General features: G+C 66.4%; 14 protein-coding genes and 2 tRNA genes. 4 read left to right on the forward strand and 12 right to left on the reverse strand.

The annotated features are described in order from the left end of the window. The first annotated feature begins 102 nt into the window (after positions 1-102). From Q9Q79_RS14235 to Q9Q79_RS14245, 3 genes are read left to right on the forward strand one after another with little or no spacing between them, the layout of a single operon-like run. The gene (locus Q9Q79_RS14235) at positions 103-399 is read left to right on the forward strand and encodes a hypothetical protein (RefSeq protein ID WP_005410439.1); all 297 of its coding nucleotides are present in this window, start codon (positions 103-105) and stop codon (positions 397-399) included. After that, positions 399-662 (forward strand): hypothetical protein, encoded by a 264-nt coding sequence (locus Q9Q79_RS14240; RefSeq protein WP_043401932.1) that lies wholly within the window; start codon positions 399-401, stop codon positions 660-662. Before Q9Q79_RS14235 ends, Q9Q79_RS14240 begins: the two co-directional genes overlap by 1 nt. A gap of 10 nt (positions 663-672) precedes the next feature. Further along, entirely contained in the window at positions 673-2,232 is a 1,560-nt protein-coding gene (locus Q9Q79_RS14245; RefSeq protein ID WP_201864044.1) for a PepSY-associated TM helix domain-containing protein, read from the forward strand. Positions 2,233-2,361: 129 nt separating this feature from the next. Here Q9Q79_RS14245 and Q9Q79_RS14250 read toward each other — a convergent pair whose 3' ends face one another. After that, positions 2,362-2,754 (reverse strand): VOC family protein, encoded by a 393-nt coding sequence (locus Q9Q79_RS14250; protein WP_005410442.1) that lies wholly within the window; start codon positions 2,752-2,754, stop codon positions 2,362-2,364. Positions 2,755-2,844: 90 nt separating this feature from the next. Then, positions 2,845-4,035 (reverse strand): glycoside hydrolase family 18 protein, encoded by a 1,191-nt coding sequence (locus tag Q9Q79_RS14255; RefSeq protein ID WP_012480874.1) that lies wholly within the window; start codon positions 4,033-4,035, stop codon positions 2,845-2,847. A gap of 216 nt (positions 4,036-4,251) precedes the next feature. Between Q9Q79_RS14255 and Q9Q79_RS14260 the strand changes: the two genes are divergently transcribed. Further along, positions 4,252-5,238 (forward strand): hypothetical protein, encoded by a 987-nt coding sequence (locus tag Q9Q79_RS14260; RefSeq protein WP_223846433.1) that lies wholly within the window; start codon positions 4,252-4,254, stop codon positions 5,236-5,238. A gap of 127 nt (positions 5,239-5,365) precedes the next feature. Here Q9Q79_RS14260 and pnp read toward each other — a convergent pair whose 3' ends face one another. From pnp to nuoN, 10 genes are all read right to left on the reverse strand, one after another. Further along, a complete protein-coding gene (gene pnp / locus Q9Q79_RS14265; protein ID WP_005410444.1) occupies positions 5,366-7,474 on the reverse strand; it encodes a polyribonucleotide nucleotidyltransferase in 2,109 nt (702 codons plus the stop codon). Between the two features lie 151 nt (positions 7,475-7,625). Then, on the reverse strand, positions 7,626-7,886 hold the full coding sequence (rpsO, locus tag Q9Q79_RS14270; RefSeq protein ID WP_005410445.1) for a 30S ribosomal protein S15: 261 nt from the start codon (positions 7,884-7,886) through the stop codon (positions 7,626-7,628). A 172-nt stretch (positions 7,887-8,058) separates the two neighbouring features. Continuing rightward, positions 8,059-8,967: a tRNA pseudouridine(55) synthase TruB gene (gene truB / locus Q9Q79_RS14275; RefSeq protein WP_005410446.1), complete on the reverse strand. Its 909-nt coding sequence runs from the start codon at positions 8,965-8,967 to the stop codon at positions 8,059-8,061. Positions 8,968-9,074: 107 nt separating this feature from the next. Next, entirely contained in the window at positions 9,075-9,458 is a 384-nt protein-coding gene (gene rbfA / locus Q9Q79_RS14280) for a 30S ribosome-binding factor RbfA (protein WP_005410447.1), read from the reverse strand. 132 nt (positions 9,459-9,590) lie between these two features. Beyond that, positions 9,591-12,236, reverse strand: a complete 2,646-nt coding sequence (infB, locus tag Q9Q79_RS14285; protein ID WP_012480878.1) for a translation initiation factor IF-2 — start codon at positions 12,234-12,236, stop codon at positions 9,591-9,593. Positions 12,237-12,328: 92 nt separating this feature from the next. Then, on the reverse strand, positions 12,329-13,840 hold the full coding sequence (gene nusA, locus Q9Q79_RS14290) for a transcription termination factor NusA (protein WP_005410449.1): 1,512 nt from the start codon (positions 13,838-13,840) through the stop codon (positions 12,329-12,331). 4 nt (positions 13,841-13,844) lie between these two features. Further along, the gene (gene rimP, locus Q9Q79_RS14295) at positions 13,845-14,435 is read right to left on the reverse strand and encodes a ribosome maturation factor RimP (protein WP_005410450.1); all 591 of its coding nucleotides are present in this window, start codon (positions 14,433-14,435) and stop codon (positions 13,845-13,847) included. Between the two features lie 366 nt (positions 14,436-14,801). Further along, positions 14,802-14,878 (reverse strand) — tRNA-Met (locus Q9Q79_RS14300). A gap of 82 nt (positions 14,879-14,960) precedes the next feature. After that, positions 14,961-15,037, reverse strand: a tRNA-Met gene (locus Q9Q79_RS14305). Between the two features lie 129 nt (positions 15,038-15,166). Next, entirely contained in the window at positions 15,167-16,627 is a 1,461-nt protein-coding gene (gene nuoN, locus Q9Q79_RS14310; RefSeq protein ID WP_201861780.1) for an NADH-quinone oxidoreductase subunit NuoN, read from the reverse strand. Positions 16,628-16,638: the final 11 nt, after the last annotated feature.

The following is a 16,638-nucleotide window of genomic DNA, read 5'->3' on the forward strand; positions in this document are numbered from 1 at the left end:
TTCCCCCCAGGACCTCGTGATGCGCCACCCGCTCCGACCGGCTCCCGCCGGCCCCGCCCGTGCCCCGCGTTCGCTGGCCCGCTGCCACGGCGGCCGCCCGCAATGATCACCGTCGGCCTTTCCACCCTGGGCTTCTGCAGCCTGGGCATGCTGGCGGCGATGTTCTCCGCGCTGGCCTTCTATGCCGCTTCGCCGCATTGCCGCTGGCCGCGCCTGCGCCGCGCCGGCCGCCTGGGCCGCCAGATCGGCCTGGTCGCGGCCGCCGCCGCGCTGTGGCTGTGGATGGCCGAGCTCGGCTTTGCCGCCGGCCTGGTGGCCATGCTGTGCACCTGGATGCTGGCGGCGATGCTGCTGCCGGCACTGGCCGCCTGGCATCGCCCGGGCACGGAGTCGCCCTGATGTGGCCGCGCGCCTTCGCCGGCATCGTCGCCGGCTTCTTCCTGGCCGCGGCCGCGACCGGCCTGCTGGCATGGCTGCCGCCCGGCCCCTGGCAGCGGGCGCTGGTGCCGACCCTGATCGCTTTCATCCCGCTGTGGATGCTGGCCGCCCTGTGGGCGTTCAGTTTCCGCAGCGCGCTGCGTGCCTGGCTCGTGCTGGGCGGCAGCGCCGCCGCCGGCTTCGCCGTGCTCGGGCTGCTGCGCCTGACCGGCGCGGTGCAATGAGACCTCTCCCATGAAGTTCAGTTCGCAGACGCTGCGCACGTTCACCACCCTGCACACCTGGGTCGGCCTGGTCGCCGGGTTCGGCCTGTTCGTGGCCTTCTACGCCGGTGCGCTGACCCTGTTCCATCACGACCTGCCGCTGTGGCAGACCCCGGGCGCGGCCACCGCACTGCCAGCCGGGCTGGACGATGCGCAGTACCTGCTGGAAGACGTACTGGCGACACACCCGGAAGCCCGCCGCCACGTCGGCATGACCTTCCCCGGCGCCGACCACCCGCAGCCACTTGCGTACTGGCAGGCCGATGATGGCAGCTGGCGTTATGCCTGGCCGGGGCAGATTGGCGGCAGCCCGACGCCGCCGCAGACCGGGCTGGCCGAGCTGGTCAACGAGCTGCACTACAGCCTGGGCCTGCCCGTGGCCGGCATCTACGTGATGGGCATTGTCAGCCTGCTGTACGGCATGGCGCTGCTCAGCGGCCTGGTGATCCATCTGCCGAAGCTGCTCGGCGACCTGTTCGCGCTGCGTCCGGGGCGCAACCTGAAACAGCTGTGGCAGGACGCGCACAACGTGATCGGCGTACTGAGCCTGCCCTTCCACCTGATGTTCGCGGTGACCGGCGCCCTGCTCTGCCTGGTGTTCGTGCAGATGGCCCTGCTCAACCCCCTGATCTTCGACGGCAAGGCCCTGCAGGCCGTGCCAACAGCGATGGACACCGCACCGGTGCGTGAAGCGACCGGCATCCCCTCGCCGCCGGGCAGCCTGCGCGTGCTGCAGGCGCGCGCGCTTGAAGTCGCCCGCGCACAGGGCGTGACCAGCTTCGAGCCGGCCTACCTGAAGCTGGCCAACGCGGGCGACACCAACGCCACCATCGAGATCACCGGCGAATCCACCGGTACGCTCGGCCCGCTTGGCGCGGTGGCGCTGGACGTGGCCACCGGCGACGTTCTGGCCTCGCAGCTGCCGGGCCAGCGCGACGCCAACCACGCCACGCTCAGCGCCGCCTACGCGCTGCACTTCGGCGAATTCGGCAACGGCGTGGTGGTCTGGCTGTACTTCCTGCTCGGCCTTGGCGGTGCGTTCCTGTTCTATTCGGGCAACCTGCTGTGGATCGAGTCGCGGCGCAAGCGTCGCCAGCCGCAGCAGCCGCGCGCCGGGGTGAACATGGCGCGGGCGACGGTCGGCGTGTGCATCGGCCTGTGCGTGGCGATCTCGGTCGCGTTCGTCACCGCGCTGGTGCTGGAGCGGCTGGCGCCGACGGCGGTCGATCGCGGCATCCGCTGGGCCTGCTTCGGCAGTTGGGCGGCCTGTGCGCTGTGGGCCGCGCTGCGACGCCCGGCGCAGGCCGCACGCGAGTTGCTGTGGGCGGCGGCGATCAGTACCGCGCTGGTACCGGTGCTGCACGGCGCACTCAATGGTGACTGGCTGTGGCGTGCGGCCGCGCGTGGCCACTGGCCGCTGTTCTGGGTCGATGCCATCGCGCTGGCCATGGCCTTCGGCTTCGCCCGCCTGGCAGTGGCCAGTCAACGCCGCGCCCGCAACGGCGATCCGAACAGCGTCTGGGCCAACTGAGCCTTCGCCGGGCATGGCCCGGCGCTACCTGCCATTGCGCGCAACGCCCCCTGTAGCGTCGAGCTTGCTCGACAGCTGTTGATTTCGCGCCAAGCACCGTCGAGCAAGCTCGACGCTACCCGAGCAGGATCATGCCTCGCCGGGGTAACGACTCACTTCGATCAGGTTGCCATCCGGGTCGCGGAAATACACCGATTCGATCGGCCCCAGCGCACCGGTGCGCGCAACCGGCCCCTCCTCCACTGCAACGGACTGCGCCTGCAGGTGGGACAGCACATCGACTGTCGCCATGCGCGTGACCAGGCACAGGTCGGCACTGCCCGGCGTGGGCCGCAGCGCATGCGGCTGCAGCGGGGCACTGGCCGCATGCAGATTGATCTTCTGCTGGCCGAACTGCAACGCGGTACGACCCGCGCCGAAGCGCACGACCTGCATGCCGAGCACGCGCTGGTAGAAATCACAGCTGCGGTCGATGTCGGCGACGGTGAGGACCAGATGGTCCAGGCGTTCGAGATGGATCATGCCCGCAGCGTAACGCTGCGGGCGTGGCCATGCTGTGCGGGGTTGGGCCGATGGCGTTGCGGCATTGCGCCGGGCATCGCCTGATGCAGCTCAATCGCCGATGCGCGCCTTCTGCCAGGGGCCCAGCATGGCGTTGAGCAGGCTGGCCTGTTCGTCGTCGCCGGTCAGCTCCCACATGAACACCCCGGCCAGGCCCTGCTCGCGGGCGAACTGCGCACGCAGGCCGATCGAGCGCGGGTCTTCATAGCTGATGAAGATCTTCTGCCCGGCGTTGTACAGCCACGGGCTCTGCGCCTGCGGCTGCCAGTGTTTCGTCCAACCCGGCTGATCGAGATAGCGCGCCTTGATCACCCGCCAGTCGCCGGCATCGGCCGGCGCACTGTAGGACTGGTACAGACCATCCGCTGCATCGCCGGTGACCTTGAAGCCGCGCCCGTAGAACGGTACGCCCAGCACCAGCTTCTCGGCCGGCACGCCGTGCTCGCGGTAGTACTGCACCGCGCCGGCCACGTTGTTCCAGCGCCGCAGCTCCGGGGCCAGCGGATCGGCCGGCACTTCATGCAGCGGCGCATTGAAGGTCGACACCGCAGAGAAACCGGTGCCCATGTCGTAGCTCATCAGGTTGATGAAATCGAACACCTTGGCCAACGCCGGCAGGTCGTAGCTGGCGGCCGGATCGTAGGGGCCATCGGTCTGCAGGCGACCGGCGGCCAGTGCGGCGGTCAGCAGCATCGGCTGTCGCTCCTTGCGCCCGTGCGCGTCGAGTGCCACGCGGAACGCCTGCGCGAGCCTGGTCAGATTGGCGCGATCCTGCGGGCGGTGCGCCAGCTCCTTCGGGCCGCCACTGACAGGAAATTCCCAGTCGATATCCACGCCATCGAAGCTGCCGGCATGGCGATCGAAGAACAGTGCCATGCACGAGTCGACCAGGCGCTTGCGGCTGGCCTCGGTCAGCGCTGCATCGGAGAACCCACCTGCGCCCCATCCGCCAATTGAGATCAGCGTGCGCAGATGCGGGTGCGCCTTCTTCAGCTCGGCCAGCGCCGCGAAATTCTTCGGCGCTTCGGCACCGATCGTGCAGCGCCCGTCCTCGATGGTGGAGAACGCGTAGAACAGATGGGTGAGGCGCTCGGCCGGAATGCTCGACACCGGGTAGCGCTCGGCCGAACCACCGGGGTAGTAGGCACCGAAGATCGGTGGCTGCGCGGGCGCCGCATGCACGGCAATGGGCAAGGCACCGGCAATCAGCACGGCAAGGACAGCCACGGTCTGGCGGAACATGGGATCTCCCGGTTCGAAGGCGCAGCCACGTTAGCAAACGGATGGGGCTGTGGGACGGTTGTCGCGGCATGTCGTCCAGTGGACAGGCACGCCGCATCCCTTGACGACATCGGGGCAGACATGCGATTGCCGTCATGCACTGCAGCAGGACACACACCGACGCCGGTCTCCCATGCATCGGCTAAGGTAGCCGCGGACCTCCAACCGTGCATGGACATGAGCACCGACCACAACGACATTGACGACGGCGACCTGCTGGACGACGAAATCCTCGACGAACACCAGGCACTGGAGGCACGCGCCTACGCCGTTTTCCGCGAGGGCGACCTGCAGCAGGCAGTGGCTCTGTTCGGCGAGCTGATCGCACTCGCTCCCGAAGTGCCGTATCTGCATTACATGCGCGGATTGGCGCACAAATACCTGCGCGACTGGGCTGCCTCGCTGCAGGACAACCGGCAATCAGAACAGCTGCGCGGCGAGTTCGATGAAGCCACCGCGTGGAATGCCGGTATCGCCGCCACCGGCGCCGGTGACTGGGCCGAAGCGCGCCGCCAATGGGCCCGCTGTGGCATCACCCTGCCCGAGGGCGAAGGTCCGATCGAGGGCAACTTCGGCGTGGCCTGTGTGCGCTTGGCACCGTGGTCCGATGCCGAAGTGGTGTATATGAGCCGCATTGATCCGGTGCGTGCACGCATCGACAACGTACCGCTGCCCGAAAGCGGCTTCCGCTTCGGCGACATCGTGCTGCACGACGGCGCATCAACCGGCCATCGCACCTACGGCGAGCGCCAGGTGCCGGTGTTCAACGCGATACAGCGCCTGCAGGCATCGGACATGACGACCTTCACCGTGTTCGTGCAGTGTGATTCGGCCGATGACATCGCTGCCCTGGAGGCCATCACGCTGCCAGGCATCGGCATGGTCGAGGACTGGACGGCCACCGTGCGCCGGCTGTGCCGCCGCTGCAGCTACGGCACGCCGCACCAGCATGGTGATGAGGCGCCAGATGAAGACCAATGGAGACGCGAACGTGACCTCGGCGTGGCCGCACAGGGCCGGGCTGCGGTGGAAAAGCTCATGGCGGTGTGGGGCGCTGCAGCCCCCAGCCGGGTGCTGGAGGCCATCGAACAGCGCGAGCACCCGATGAGCGCCCCGGAGCCAGGCCAGGTCTGGTGGCTGGGGGAGGACGAAGAAGGCGCGTAAGTGCAAGGACCAACGGTCCTCATCCACAGGATTCCAGGCAAAGAAAAAGCGGGCCGAAGCCCGCTTTTTCATTTGCGAAAGCGTGAGGACCAACGGTCCTCACCCACCGCACAATCAGCAATACCGATTATTCGGCGCTGGCGGCGTCGCCTTCTTCCACGGCCTTCATCGACAGGCGGATACGGCCCTGCTTGTCGACTTCCAGCACCTTGACCTTGACCACATCGCCTTCCTTCAGCACGTCGCCGACCTTCTCGACGCGATCGCTGGAGATCTGCGACACGTGGACCAGACCGTCCTTGCCCGGCAGGATGGTGACGAACGCACCGAAGTCCATGATCTTGGCGACCTTGCCTTCATAGATGCGGCCCGGTTCGACGTCCGAGGTGATCTGCTCGATGCGGGCCTTGGCGGCCTGCGCAGCGATGGCGTTGACCGAAGCGATGACGATGGTGCCGTCGTCCTGGATGTCGATCTGGGTGCCGGTTTCCTTGGTGATGGCCTGGATGGTCGAACCACCCTTGCCGATCACTTCGCGGATCTTGTCCGGGTGGATCTTGATGGTCAGCAGGCGCGGCGCGTAGTCCGACAGCTCTTCACGCGGAGCGGTCAGGCCGTGGGCCATTTCGCCCAGGATGTGCAGACGGCCAGCCTTCGCCTGCTGCAGGGCCTGCTTCATGATCTCTTCGGTGATGCCTTCGATCTTGATGTCCATCTGCAGGGCGGAAATGCCCTCAGCGGTACCGGCGACCTTGAAGTCCATGTCGCCCAGGTGATCTTCGTCACCCAGGATGTCGGACAGGACGACGAAGCGCTCGCCTTCCTTGACCAGGCCCATGGCGATACCGGCCACCGGAGCCTTCACCGGCACGCCGGCGTCCATCAGGGCCAGCGACGAGCCGCAGACCGAGGCCATCGACGAGGAACCGTTCGACTCGGTGATTTCCGAGACGACGCGGATGGTGTACGGGAAGGCTTCCAGCGACGGCATGACAGCCAGCACGCCGCGCTTGGCCAGGCGACCGTGGCCGATTTCGCGGCGCTTCGGGCCCATCATGCGGCCGCACTCACCCACCGAGAACGGGGGGAAGTTGTAGTGGAACAGGAAGTTTTCCTTGTACTCACCGGCAACGGCGTCGATGACCTGACCGTCACGGGCGGTGCCCAGGGTGATGGTCACGATGGCCTGGGTTTCGCCACGGGTGAACAGCGAGGAACCGTGGGTACGCGGCAGCACGCCGGTCTTCACGGCGATCGGGCGGACGGTGTCCAGCGCACGGCCGTCGATACGGACCTTGGTGTCCAGCACCGAGTCACGCATGGTGCGGTATTCCAGCTCGCCGAATTCCTTCGACAGCTCGGCCGGGTTCCAGCCTTCGGCGGCCACGCGGCCAGCCAGGGTTTCGAACACGTCCTTCTTGATTGCCGAGATGGCGTCGCGGCGCTGCAGCTTGTCACGCACCTGGAAGGCTTCGCCCAGGCGCGGGCCGATGGCTTCCTTCAGGGCGGAGATCAGCGCGTCGTTCTTGGCCGGGGCTTCCCAGGTCGACGGCTTGGTGCCGGCTTCGACGGTCAGCTCGTTGATCGCGTTGATGACCTTCTGCATTTCGCGGTGACCGAAGGTCACAGCGCCCAGCATCACTTCTTCGGACAGCAGCGCGGCTTCGGATTCAACCATCAGCACGGCGTTGGAGGTACCGGCGACGACCAGTTCCAGCTGCGAGTCAGCCAGTTCGCTGACGGTCGGGTTCAGGATGTACTCGCCGTTCTTGTAACCGACCTTGGCAGCGCCGATCGGACCCATGAACGGGGTGCCGGCCAGGGCCAGGGCAGCCGAGGCACCGATCAGGGCCGGGATGTCGCCGTCCACGTCCGGGTTCAACGACATGACCGTGGCGATGATCTGCACTTCGTTCTTGTAGTCTTCCGGGAACAGCGGACGGATCGGACGGTCGATCAGACGCGAGATCAGGGTTTCCTTCTCGGTCGCACGGCCTTCACGCTTGAAGAAACCACCCGGGATACGGCCGCCGGCGTAGAACTTTTCCTGATAATCGACGGTCAGCGGGAAGAAGTCCTGGCCTTCGCGCGCGCTCTTGGCGGCGACGGCGGTGACCAGCAGTACGGTGTCGTCCATCTTGACGATGACGGCGCCGCTGGCCTGACGGGCGACTTCGCCGGTCTCAAGCGTGACGGTGTGCTTGCCGTACTGGAAGGTTTTGGTGATTTTTGCCACGGAGGGTGTCCTTGGGGATGCTGTCTGCGAATTTGGACCGTCGGCGACCCTTGCCGCCAGCGGGTGGCCGGATCGTTCCGGCCTGAATCGGGGATTGCGGTACTACAAAACAAAACCGCGGCGCATCGCTGCGCCGCGGGGGATTCGTTGCTTAGCGACGCAGGCCAAGCTTCTCGATCAGGGCCTTGTAGCGCTCGACGTCCTTCTTCTTCAGGTAGTCGAGCAGGCTGCGACGGCGGTTGACCATCTGCAGCAGGCCGCGGCGGCTGTGGTGGTCCTTCTTGTGGGTCTTGAAGTGGCCGGTCAGCAGTTCGATGCGGGCGGTCAGCAGCGCAACCTGGACTTCCGGGGAGCCGGTGTCAGCCGAGCTGCGCTTGTTGTCTTCAATGACCTTCTGGGTGTCGATCGACATTTCTTTTTCTCTGTGATGCGTGGCCGGCAGGAACGCGCTTCGCGCACCGCCAGGCTCGCCGTGGACTACGAGGATGAAACCTGCGCCAGGCAGGCTGCCGGAAAACGGCCGCGAAATTGTAACGGTCGGGGGCTTCCGGGACAAGGACCGGGGCTGAACCGCCCGGGCCCGGTCAGAGGTTGAAACGACGCTGCGGGGCCAGCAGGCCGCTTTCGTCGACCTGGCCCAGGCCCTGGACAGCGTCGTCCGGACCAAACACCGCCACCAGGCCACGCGGCCAGGACAGATCGCGCTGGCGCTGGCCGACGCAGAAGCGGTGGGCCTGGTCGGCATCCAGGTCGACCCGCGGGTACTCGGCCAGGCCGGCCGCCAGCGGCAGCAGCAGCGCGTCCATGCCCGCCTCGTCACCCGCCTCGACCATCGCCCGCAACTGGTCCAGGGTGACCATCACCGGCTCACGGAACGGCTCGACCCAGAGCCGACGCAGTGCGCTGATGTGGGCACCACAGCCCAGCGCCTCGCCCAGGTCGCGGGCCAGGCTGCGGATGTAGGTGCCGGAGCCGCAGGTCACGCGCAGCCGCAACCGTTCCGGCTGCTGCTCCAGCACCTCGATGGCGTGTACCTGCACCTCGCGTTCGGGCGCTTCGATGACATCGCCGCGGCGGGCCTTCACATACAGCGGCTCACCGCCCTGCTTCAGCGCCGAATAGATCGGGGCACGCTGGCGGATGTTGCCGGTCAGCGCCGCCAGTGCGGCCTGCAGCGCTTCGGCACTGATGGCCGGCACCGGGCGCTGCAGCAGCACCTGGCCTTCGGCATCGTCGGTATCGGTGGTCTGGCCCAGCACGATCTCGGCGTCGTAGGCCTTGGCCGAGCCGAGCAGCAGGCCGGCGATCTTGGTTGCCTCGCCGAAGCACAGCGGCAGCAGGCCGGTGGCCAGCGGGTCAAGGCTGCCGGTGTGCCCCCCTTTCTCGGCGCGGAACAGGCGGCGGGCTACCTGCAGGGCGGCGTTGGAACTCATGCCGGTCGACTTGTCGAGCAGCAGGATGCCATCCAGGCGGCGGAACTGAATTCGGGTCATGGCAGAATTTTGTAGGGTCGAGCCATGCTCGACTGCCGCAGCGCGGTCTGCATCAGACATCGCGCAGCCGGAATGCAACAACGCCGGGCATGCCCGGCGCCACGCGGTTATTCTTCGTCGCTCTCGCGACGCTTCTCCGCGGCCAGCGTATCGGGCAGGTCGCGCAGGATGTTGTCGATGTGCTCACCACGGTCGACCGAGTCGTCGTAGTGGAAATGCAGCTCCGGCACGTGGCGCAGCTTCATCGCGCGTGCCAGGTCCATGCGCAGGCGGTAGCCCAGCTCCTTCAGGCCGGCCACGGCTTCGGCCGAACGTTCCGGCATCAGCGCGGTGACGAACACCTTGGCATGGGCCATGTCGCGGGTGATTTCCACGTCGGACACGCTCACCGAGGGCAACCCGTGCTCGCGCACGGCGTTGTGCACCAGGGTGCCGAGTTCACGGCGCAGCTGGGCGGAGACACGGTCGGTTCGATGGAAAGTCTTGGGCACGAGGAGCTCTTCGTTCAGTTGTCGCCCGACCAACGGTCGGGCGCTACCTTTGATTCGATTGTCGCCCGACCAACCGTCGGGCGCTACAGGTCCATGGTGGGGCCCGACCGTTGGTCGGGCCACCTTGCAGCATTACAGGGTGCGCGGCACTTCGATACGCTCGAAGCACTCGATCTGGTCACCCGGCTTGACGTCGTTGTAGGCCTTCACCGCGATACCGCACTCGGTACCGTTGCGGACTTCCTCGACGTTCTCCTTGAAGCGACGCAGCGATTCCAGCTCGCCCTCGAAGATCACCACGCTGTCGCGCAGCACGCGGATCGGCTTGTTGCGCCTGACCACGCCCTCGATGACCATCGAGCCGGCAACGGCGCCCAGCTTGGAGCTGCGGAACACGTCGCGGACCTCGGCGATACCGATGATCTCTTCGCGGATCTCCACGCCCAGCAGACCGGAGGCCACCTGCTTCACCTGATCGATCACGTCATAGATGATCGAGAAGTAGCGCAGGTCCACGCCGTTGGATTCGATGATGCGACGGGCCGAAGCATCCGCACGCACGTTGAAGCCGATGACGGTGGCCTTCGAAGCGGCCGCCGAGTTGGCGTCCGATTCGGTGATGCCGCCCACGCCGGAGTGGATCACGTTGATGCGGATGTCTTCGTTGGACAGTGCCACCAGCGCCTGGCTGAGGGCCTGCACCGAACCCTGCACGTCGGCCTTGATGACCAGGTTGAGGACCTGCTGGCCCTCGCCCTTGCCCAGGGTCGCCATGATGTCTTCCATGCGGCTGCCGGCGGTGGCGACCAGGCGCGATTCACGGCGCTTGGTCTCACGCTGCTGGGCAACGTCCTTGGCCAGGCGCTCGTCCTCGACCACCACGAAGTCGTCACCGGCTTCCGGCACGCCGGACAGGCCCAGGACCTGCACCGGGATGGACGGGCCGGCGAATTCCGGCTGCTTGCCGGTTTCGTCGAACAGCGCACGCACGCGGCCGTACTGGATGCCGCACACCAGGTAGTCGCCCTTCTTCAGGCGGCCCTGCTGCACCAGCACGGTAGCGACCGGGCCGCGGCCCTTGTCCAGCGACGATTCGATCACCACGCCCGAGGCGCGGCCTTCGTCGACGGCCTTCAGTTCCAGCAGTTCGGCCTGGATCGAGATGGCGTCCAGCAGGTCGTCGATGCCCAGGCCGGTCTTGGCCGAGATCTCCACCATCTGGGTGTCACCACCGAAATCTTCGGCCACGACCTGCTCGGACAGCAGTTCGTTCTTGACCCGCATCGGGTCGGCGTCGGACTTGTCGATCTTGTTGATCGCCACGATCAGCGGCACACCCGCCGAACGGGCGTGCTGGATCGCTTCCTTGGTCTGCGGCATGACGCCGTCATCGGCGGCCACGACCAGCACCACGATATCGGTCAGCTTGGCGCCGCGGGCACGCATCGAGGTGAAGGCAGCATGGCCCGGGGTATCCAGGAAGCTGATCACGCCCTTCGGCGTATCCACGTGGTAGGCACCGATGTGCTGGGTGATGCCGCCGGCTTCGCCGGTGGCGACCTTGGTGCGGCGGATGTAATCCAGCAGCGAGGTCTTGCCGTGGTCGACGTGGCCCATGATGGTGACCACCGGCGGACGCTGGGTGGCTTCGCCCTGGTTTTCACCGGTCGAGGCCAGCAGTGCGTCCTCGGCGTCGTTGTCGTTGGCACGGATCGCCTTGTGGCCGAGTTCTTCGGTCACCAGCGCGGCGGTGTCGTGGTCGATGGACTGGGTGATGGTGGCCATCACGCCCATCTTGAACAGCGCCTTGACCACCTCGCCGCCCTTCAGCGCGAGCTTCTGCGCCAGGTCGGCCACGGTGATCGTGTCGCCGATCGCCACTTCACGCACCACCGGTGCGGTCGGACGCTCGAAGGCGTGCGGGCCGGCATTGTTGCCACCGCGCGACATGTCGCGACGGCCACCGGCCTGGTTACGGCCGCCCGGCCGACCACGGGTGTTGCTGTTGTTGCTGTTGCCACGACGCGCACGGTCGGCAGCCGACAGGTGCATCTGGCCGGCGAAACGGTCGCCCGGGCCACGCTCGTTGCGCGGCGCGCTGCGGTTGTTGCGGTCGTCGTTGCGCGGCGGCGGCGGCGCACTGCGCGGCGCAGCCGGAGCGGCGGCCGGCGTGCGCGGCGGACGCGGCGCGGTTTCATCGATCGGAGCGCGCTTGGGCTTGGCGGCCGCCAGTGCCTCGGCAGCCTTGGCGGCGGCCGCAGCTTCCTCGGCAGCCTTCTTCTCGGCCTCTGCGCGTTCCTTGGCCGCAATCTCTTCCTCACGGGCACGGACGATGGCTTCGTCGCGCAGACGATCCTTCTCGGCCAGGGCCTGCTGTTCGGCGAGGTTGCGGGCGCGCGACTCTTCCAGCTTGCGCAGGATGTCGGCGCGCTCTTCGTCCGGCGTCATGGCGCGCGCACCATCCTTGACGTAGGTGCGCTTCTGGCGCACCTCGACATTCACGGTCGTCTTGCTGCGACCGGAATTGACCGTCACTTCCTGCTGCTTCCGGCGGTTGAGCGTGATCTTCTTTGCAGACTGATCGCTCTCTTCCGGGGCCTGCTCGGGCTTGCCGTGCGAACGACGAAGGAAGCCCAGGAGCTTCACCTTCTCGGAGCTGGTCACGACCTGGTCGGGACCGCTGAACTTCATGCCGGCACCGGCCAGCTGTTCCAGCAGTTTTTCGACCGGCGTGTTGACCAGTTCGGCAAGCTTGCGGATGGTGGTTTGCTGCGACATTCGGATCCTATGATCTTGTGGGCGCCCCCCCGCATCTGGAGGTGGCGCGGATTCTACGCCCTGAGCGGCTCAGGGCCCTGTTCATTGCCGGCTCATTCGCCGCGTTCCAGTCGGGCGATCTCTTCGGCACGGGCGGCCAGGATCAGCGCAGCGGCGCGCGCCTGATCCAGTCCTTCGATGCCAAAGTCCATGACCTCGTCGGCGGCCAGGTCGGACAGGTCCTCGCTGGTACGCACGCCGTGGCCGGCCAGCGCATATGCGGTGGCTTCGTCCATGCCCTTCAGGGACAGCAGGTCCTGCGCCGGCTGGCCGTCTTCAAGGCCTTCTTCGACTGCCAGGGCCTCATTGAGCAGCGCATCGCGGGCACGAGCGCGCAGCTCTTCGACGATGTCTTCGTCGAAACCTTCCACGGCCAGCAGTTCGCCGACCGGGACATATGCGATTTCCTCGACGGTGCCGAAGCCTTCGCTGACCAGGATGCCGGCGATTTCCTCGTCCACTTCCAGCTTGTCCATGAACAGCTGGCGGGCCGAAGCCTGCTCGGCCTCCGACTTGGCGGTGACCTGGTCCTGGGTCATCACGTTGAGCTGCCAGCCGGTCAGGCGGCTGGCCAGGCGCACGTTCTGGCCGCCCTTGCCGATCGCCTGGGCCAGGCGGTCTTCGGCAACGGCCAGGTCCATCGAGTGCTTGTCTTCATCGACGATGATCGACTGCACTTCGGCCGGCGCCATCGCGTTGATGACGAAGTTGGCCGGGTTGTCGTTCCACAGCACGATGTCCACGCGCTCGCCATTGAGCTCGTTGGACACGGCCTGCACGCGCGAACCGCGCATGCCGATGCAGGCACCGATCGGATCGGTACGCTGGTCGTGGGCGAGCACGGCGATCTTGGCGCGGTCGCCCGGATCACGGGCGCAGGCCTTGATTTCCACCAGGCCCTGGCCGACTTCCGGCACTTCCAGCTTGAACAGCTCGATCATGAATTCCGGGGCGGCGCGGCTGATGAACAGCTGCGGGCCACGGGGTTCCGAACGGACTTCGGCCAGGTAGCCGCGCACGCGGTCACCGGCGCGCAGCACGTCGCGCGGAATGCCCTTGTCCTTCGGAATGAAGCCTTCGGCATTGCCACCGAGGTCGACATAGATGTTGCCGCGCTCGGCGCGCTTGACCACACCGGTGATCAGTTCGCCGACGCGATCCTTCCACGCATCCACGACCTGCTGGCGCTCGGCTTCGCGCACGCGCTGGACGATGACCTGCTTGGCGGCCTGGGCGGCGATGCGGCCGAAGTCCGGGTTCTCGATCTGCTCTTCGATGTAGTCGCCGACGTCCACGCCTTCGGCCTCGTCGACGGCGTCCATCAGGCGGATCTGGCGGTCCGGCGATTCCATGACCACGTCGTCGGCCACCACTTCCCAGCGGCGGAAGGTTTCGTAGCTGCCATCCTTGTGGTCGATGACCACGCGGGTCAGCACTTCCTCGTCGGGATAGCGCTTCTTCGCTGCCGAGGCCAGGGCGGCCTCGATGGCATCGAAGATCACTTCACGCGGCACGCCCTTCTCGTTGGCGACCGCGTCGACTACCAGCAACAGTTCCTTGCTCATTGGCTCACTCCGCGCGCGGCTTCTTTGCCGCCGGCTCGTTGGAAGAAGAATTCGTGTTCGGCTTCGGACGCTTCGGCGCCGGACCGGTCGGCTTGCTCGGGGCCAGCCCCAGCGCCACCCAGTCGGGCATGATCCGTGCCTTGTCGATGTTGTCGGCCGACACCACCACTTCGGTCTTGTCGACGATGAAGGTGATGGTGCCTGCGGCCTCGTCGGTCGCTTCGATACGGCCCTGCAGGCGACGGCGATTGTCCTGCGGCAGCTTCAGCGTGACCTTGGCCGATTCACCCTGGTGGCGAGCGAACTGCTCCAGGTTGAACAGCGGGCGATCCACGCCCGGCGAGGACACTTCCAGCGTGTAATTGCCGCTGATCGGGTCCTCGACGTCCAGCTGCGCCGACACTTCGCGGCTGACCCGCTCGCAGTCGTCGACATTGATGATGCGCTCGGGCTGTTCAGCCAGCGGCACGTCGATGTAAAGGCGCAGGGTCGCACCGCCGGGGGCCGGCAGATACTCAACGCCCAGCAGCTCCAGGCCCAGCGACACAACGGTCGGGGCGAGCAGATTCGCGATGTCGGTTGCCTTGTCGCTCACAGCCTGCCTTGATCTCTTGGTTGGGTGCCGGCCTTGGCCGGCGTGAAAACATGACGCCCCGGAAACGACAAAGGGCCCGCTGGGCCCCTTTTCCGGAAAGACTCCGGTGACTGGATTCCGGTTGCAACCTGCAGTGCCTGCCGGTTGCGGCCCTCCTTCCGGGTCCGCACTCCCGCCGGGAGGCCGCCTTCAGGGGTACTGCTAGGCCGCTGATGATAGCGGCTGCACCGCGCTGGTGCAAGGTGCGGACCTGGGGTCAGATCCCTTTCCCGCGGAAAAGGGATCTGACCCCGATCACGCAGAAACGACGCAGCCACCCAAAGAAAAACGCCTTCGAAGCAGGACTTCGAAGGCGATCTCTTTACTTGGTAGCGGGGGCAGGATTTGAACCTGCGACCTTCGGGTTATGAGCCCGACGAGCTGCCAGACTGCTCCACCCCGCATCAGAAGCGGAATTATGAGCGTTGGCTCCAAAAAATGCAAGCTTTCCCTCGTTCATCAAACCGGTTGGCGCCGATCTGAAGTTGGTAGCGGGGGCAGGATTTGAACCTGCGACCTTCGGGTTATGAGCCCGACGAGCTGCCAGACTGCTCCACCCCGCACCGGAAGTGTTTGAACTGCTGCCCTGCTCTCTTTCGAGGAGGGCTACCGCAACGATGTTCTGGCTGAACCGCTGCAGTAACAACTCAGGCTGCGCATATTACACGAATCGCGCAGCTTTGTGTCAACTTTTATGCAAGATGCGCAAATGCCTGCTGGCACCAGACCATGATCGGGTTCCAGGCCAGGCCCAGCGCCAGCAGCGCCAGCGCGTTCACGCCCAGCACCAGGCCCAGCACGCGGTCGTTGCTGCGCGGCATGGCCTCGCCCACCGGCTCATCGAAGTACATGACCTTGATGACGCGCAGGTAGTAGAAGCAGCCGACCACGGCACACAGCACGCCGAGGATGGCCAGCCACAGCAGGCCCCCGTTGACGGCCGCGCCCAGCACCGCCAGCTTGGTCCAGAAGCCCAGGAACGGCGGAATGCCGGCCAGCGACGCCATGATGCACAGCACCAGGCCGGCCATCCACGGGTTGCGGGCATTGAGGCCCTTGAAGTCCTCGATGTTCTCGGCTTCGAAACCGGCACGCGACAGCGCGATGATCGCGCCGAAGGCGGCGGTGGACATGATGGCGTAGGCCAGTGCGTAGAACAGCGCGGCGGCATAGCCCTGCGCGCCACCACCGGCGACGCCCATCAGCAGGAAGCCGATATGCGAGACGGTGGAGAACGCCAGCATGCGCTTGAGGTTGCTCTGCGCGATGGCCATCAGGTTGCCGATGACCAGCGAAACCGCGGCCAGGCCGGCGATCAGCAGCTGCAGTTCAGTCGACAGCGGACCCACGCCCATTTCCAGCAGGCGGTAGGCCATGCCGAAGGCGGCCAGCTTCGGCGCCGAGCTGATGAACAGTGCGATCGGTGCCGGGGCACCCTGGTACACGTCCGGCAGCCACATGTGGAACGGTGCGGCGCCCAGCTTGAAGGCGACGCCGGCGATCATGAACACCGCACCGGTGATCAGCAGCACGCGCTCTTCCGAGTGCGGGATGGCGTCACGGATGACGTCCAGGTGCAGGCCGCCGGTGGCGCCGTAGATCAGCGACATGCCGTACAGCAGCAGGCCCGAGGCCAGCGAACCCAGCACGATGTACTTCATCGCCGCTTCCGAGGCCAGACCGTTCTCACGGTTGCTGGCAACCAGTGCGTAGGAGCACAGCGCCAGCAGTTCCAGGCCCAGGTAGACCATCAGCAGGCTGCCGGCCGAGACCAGAATCATCATGCCGGCGGTGCCGAACAGGATCAGCACCGGGATCTCGCCCTGGAACAGGTTGCGGTCACGCAGGTAGCGCCAGCCGTAGACCAGGGTCAGGCCGCTGAGCAGCACGATCCCGGTCTTCATCACGTCCGCGGCGGTATCGCGCACGAACATGCCATGGAAGACCTCGCCCTGCCCGCCCACGCCGGTGGCCAGCATGAACAGCACCACGGCCAGCGCAGCGAGCGAGAACAGGTGGGTGACGATCTTGTTCCGGTTGCTGACGAACAGGTCGAGGATCATCAGGGCGAAGGCGCTGCCGATCAGCACCAGCTCGGGAGCGAGCGGTGGCAGGTCAGCGGCGGTCAATGGCAGCAGCGGCGAGGTGGTCATCATCAAATCCT

Origin of the sequence: Stenotrophomonas sp. a6 (genome assembly GCF_030913325.1) — a bacterium.
Taxonomy (GTDB): Bacteria; Pseudomonadota; Gammaproteobacteria; order Xanthomonadales; family Xanthomonadaceae; genus Stenotrophomonas; species Stenotrophomonas maltophilia.

Coding starts and splice junctions, on each gene's coding strand:
- Q9Q79_RS14235 (WP_005410439.1), top strand. CDS start 103: ATGATCACCGTCGGCCTTTCCACCCTGGGCTTCTGCAGCCTGGGCATG.
- Q9Q79_RS14240 (WP_043401932.1), top strand. CDS start 399: ATGTGGCCGCGCGCCTTCGCCGGCATCGTCGCCGGCTTCTTCCTGGCC.
- Q9Q79_RS14245 (WP_201864044.1), top strand. CDS start 673: ATGAAGTTCAGTTCGCAGACGCTGCGCACGTTCACCACCCTGCACACC.
- Q9Q79_RS14250 (WP_005410442.1), bottom strand. CDS start 2,754: ATGATCCATCTCGAACGCCTGGACCATCTGGTCCTCACCGTCGCCGAC.
- Q9Q79_RS14255 (WP_012480874.1), bottom strand. CDS start 4,035: ATGTTCCGCCAGACCGTGGCTGTCCTTGCCGTGCTGATTGCCGGTGCC.
- Q9Q79_RS14260 (WP_223846433.1), top strand. CDS start 4,252: ATGAGCACCGACCACAACGACATTGACGACGGCGACCTGCTGGACGAC.
- rpsO (WP_005410445.1), bottom strand. CDS start 7,886: ATGTCGATCGACACCCAGAAGGTCATTGAAGACAACAAGCGCAGCTCG.
- truB (WP_005410446.1), bottom strand. CDS start 8,967: ATGACCCGAATTCAGTTCCGCCGCCTGGATGGCATCCTGCTGCTCGAC.
- infB (WP_012480878.1), bottom strand. CDS start 12,236: ATGTCGCAGCAAACCACCATCCGCAAGCTTGCCGAACTGGTCAACACG.
- nusA (WP_005410449.1), bottom strand. CDS start 13,840: ATGAGCAAGGAACTGTTGCTGGTAGTCGACGCGGTCGCCAACGAGAAG.
- nuoN (WP_201861780.1), bottom strand. CDS start 16,627: ATGACCACCTCGCCGCTGCTGCCATTGACCGCCGCTGACCTGCCACCG.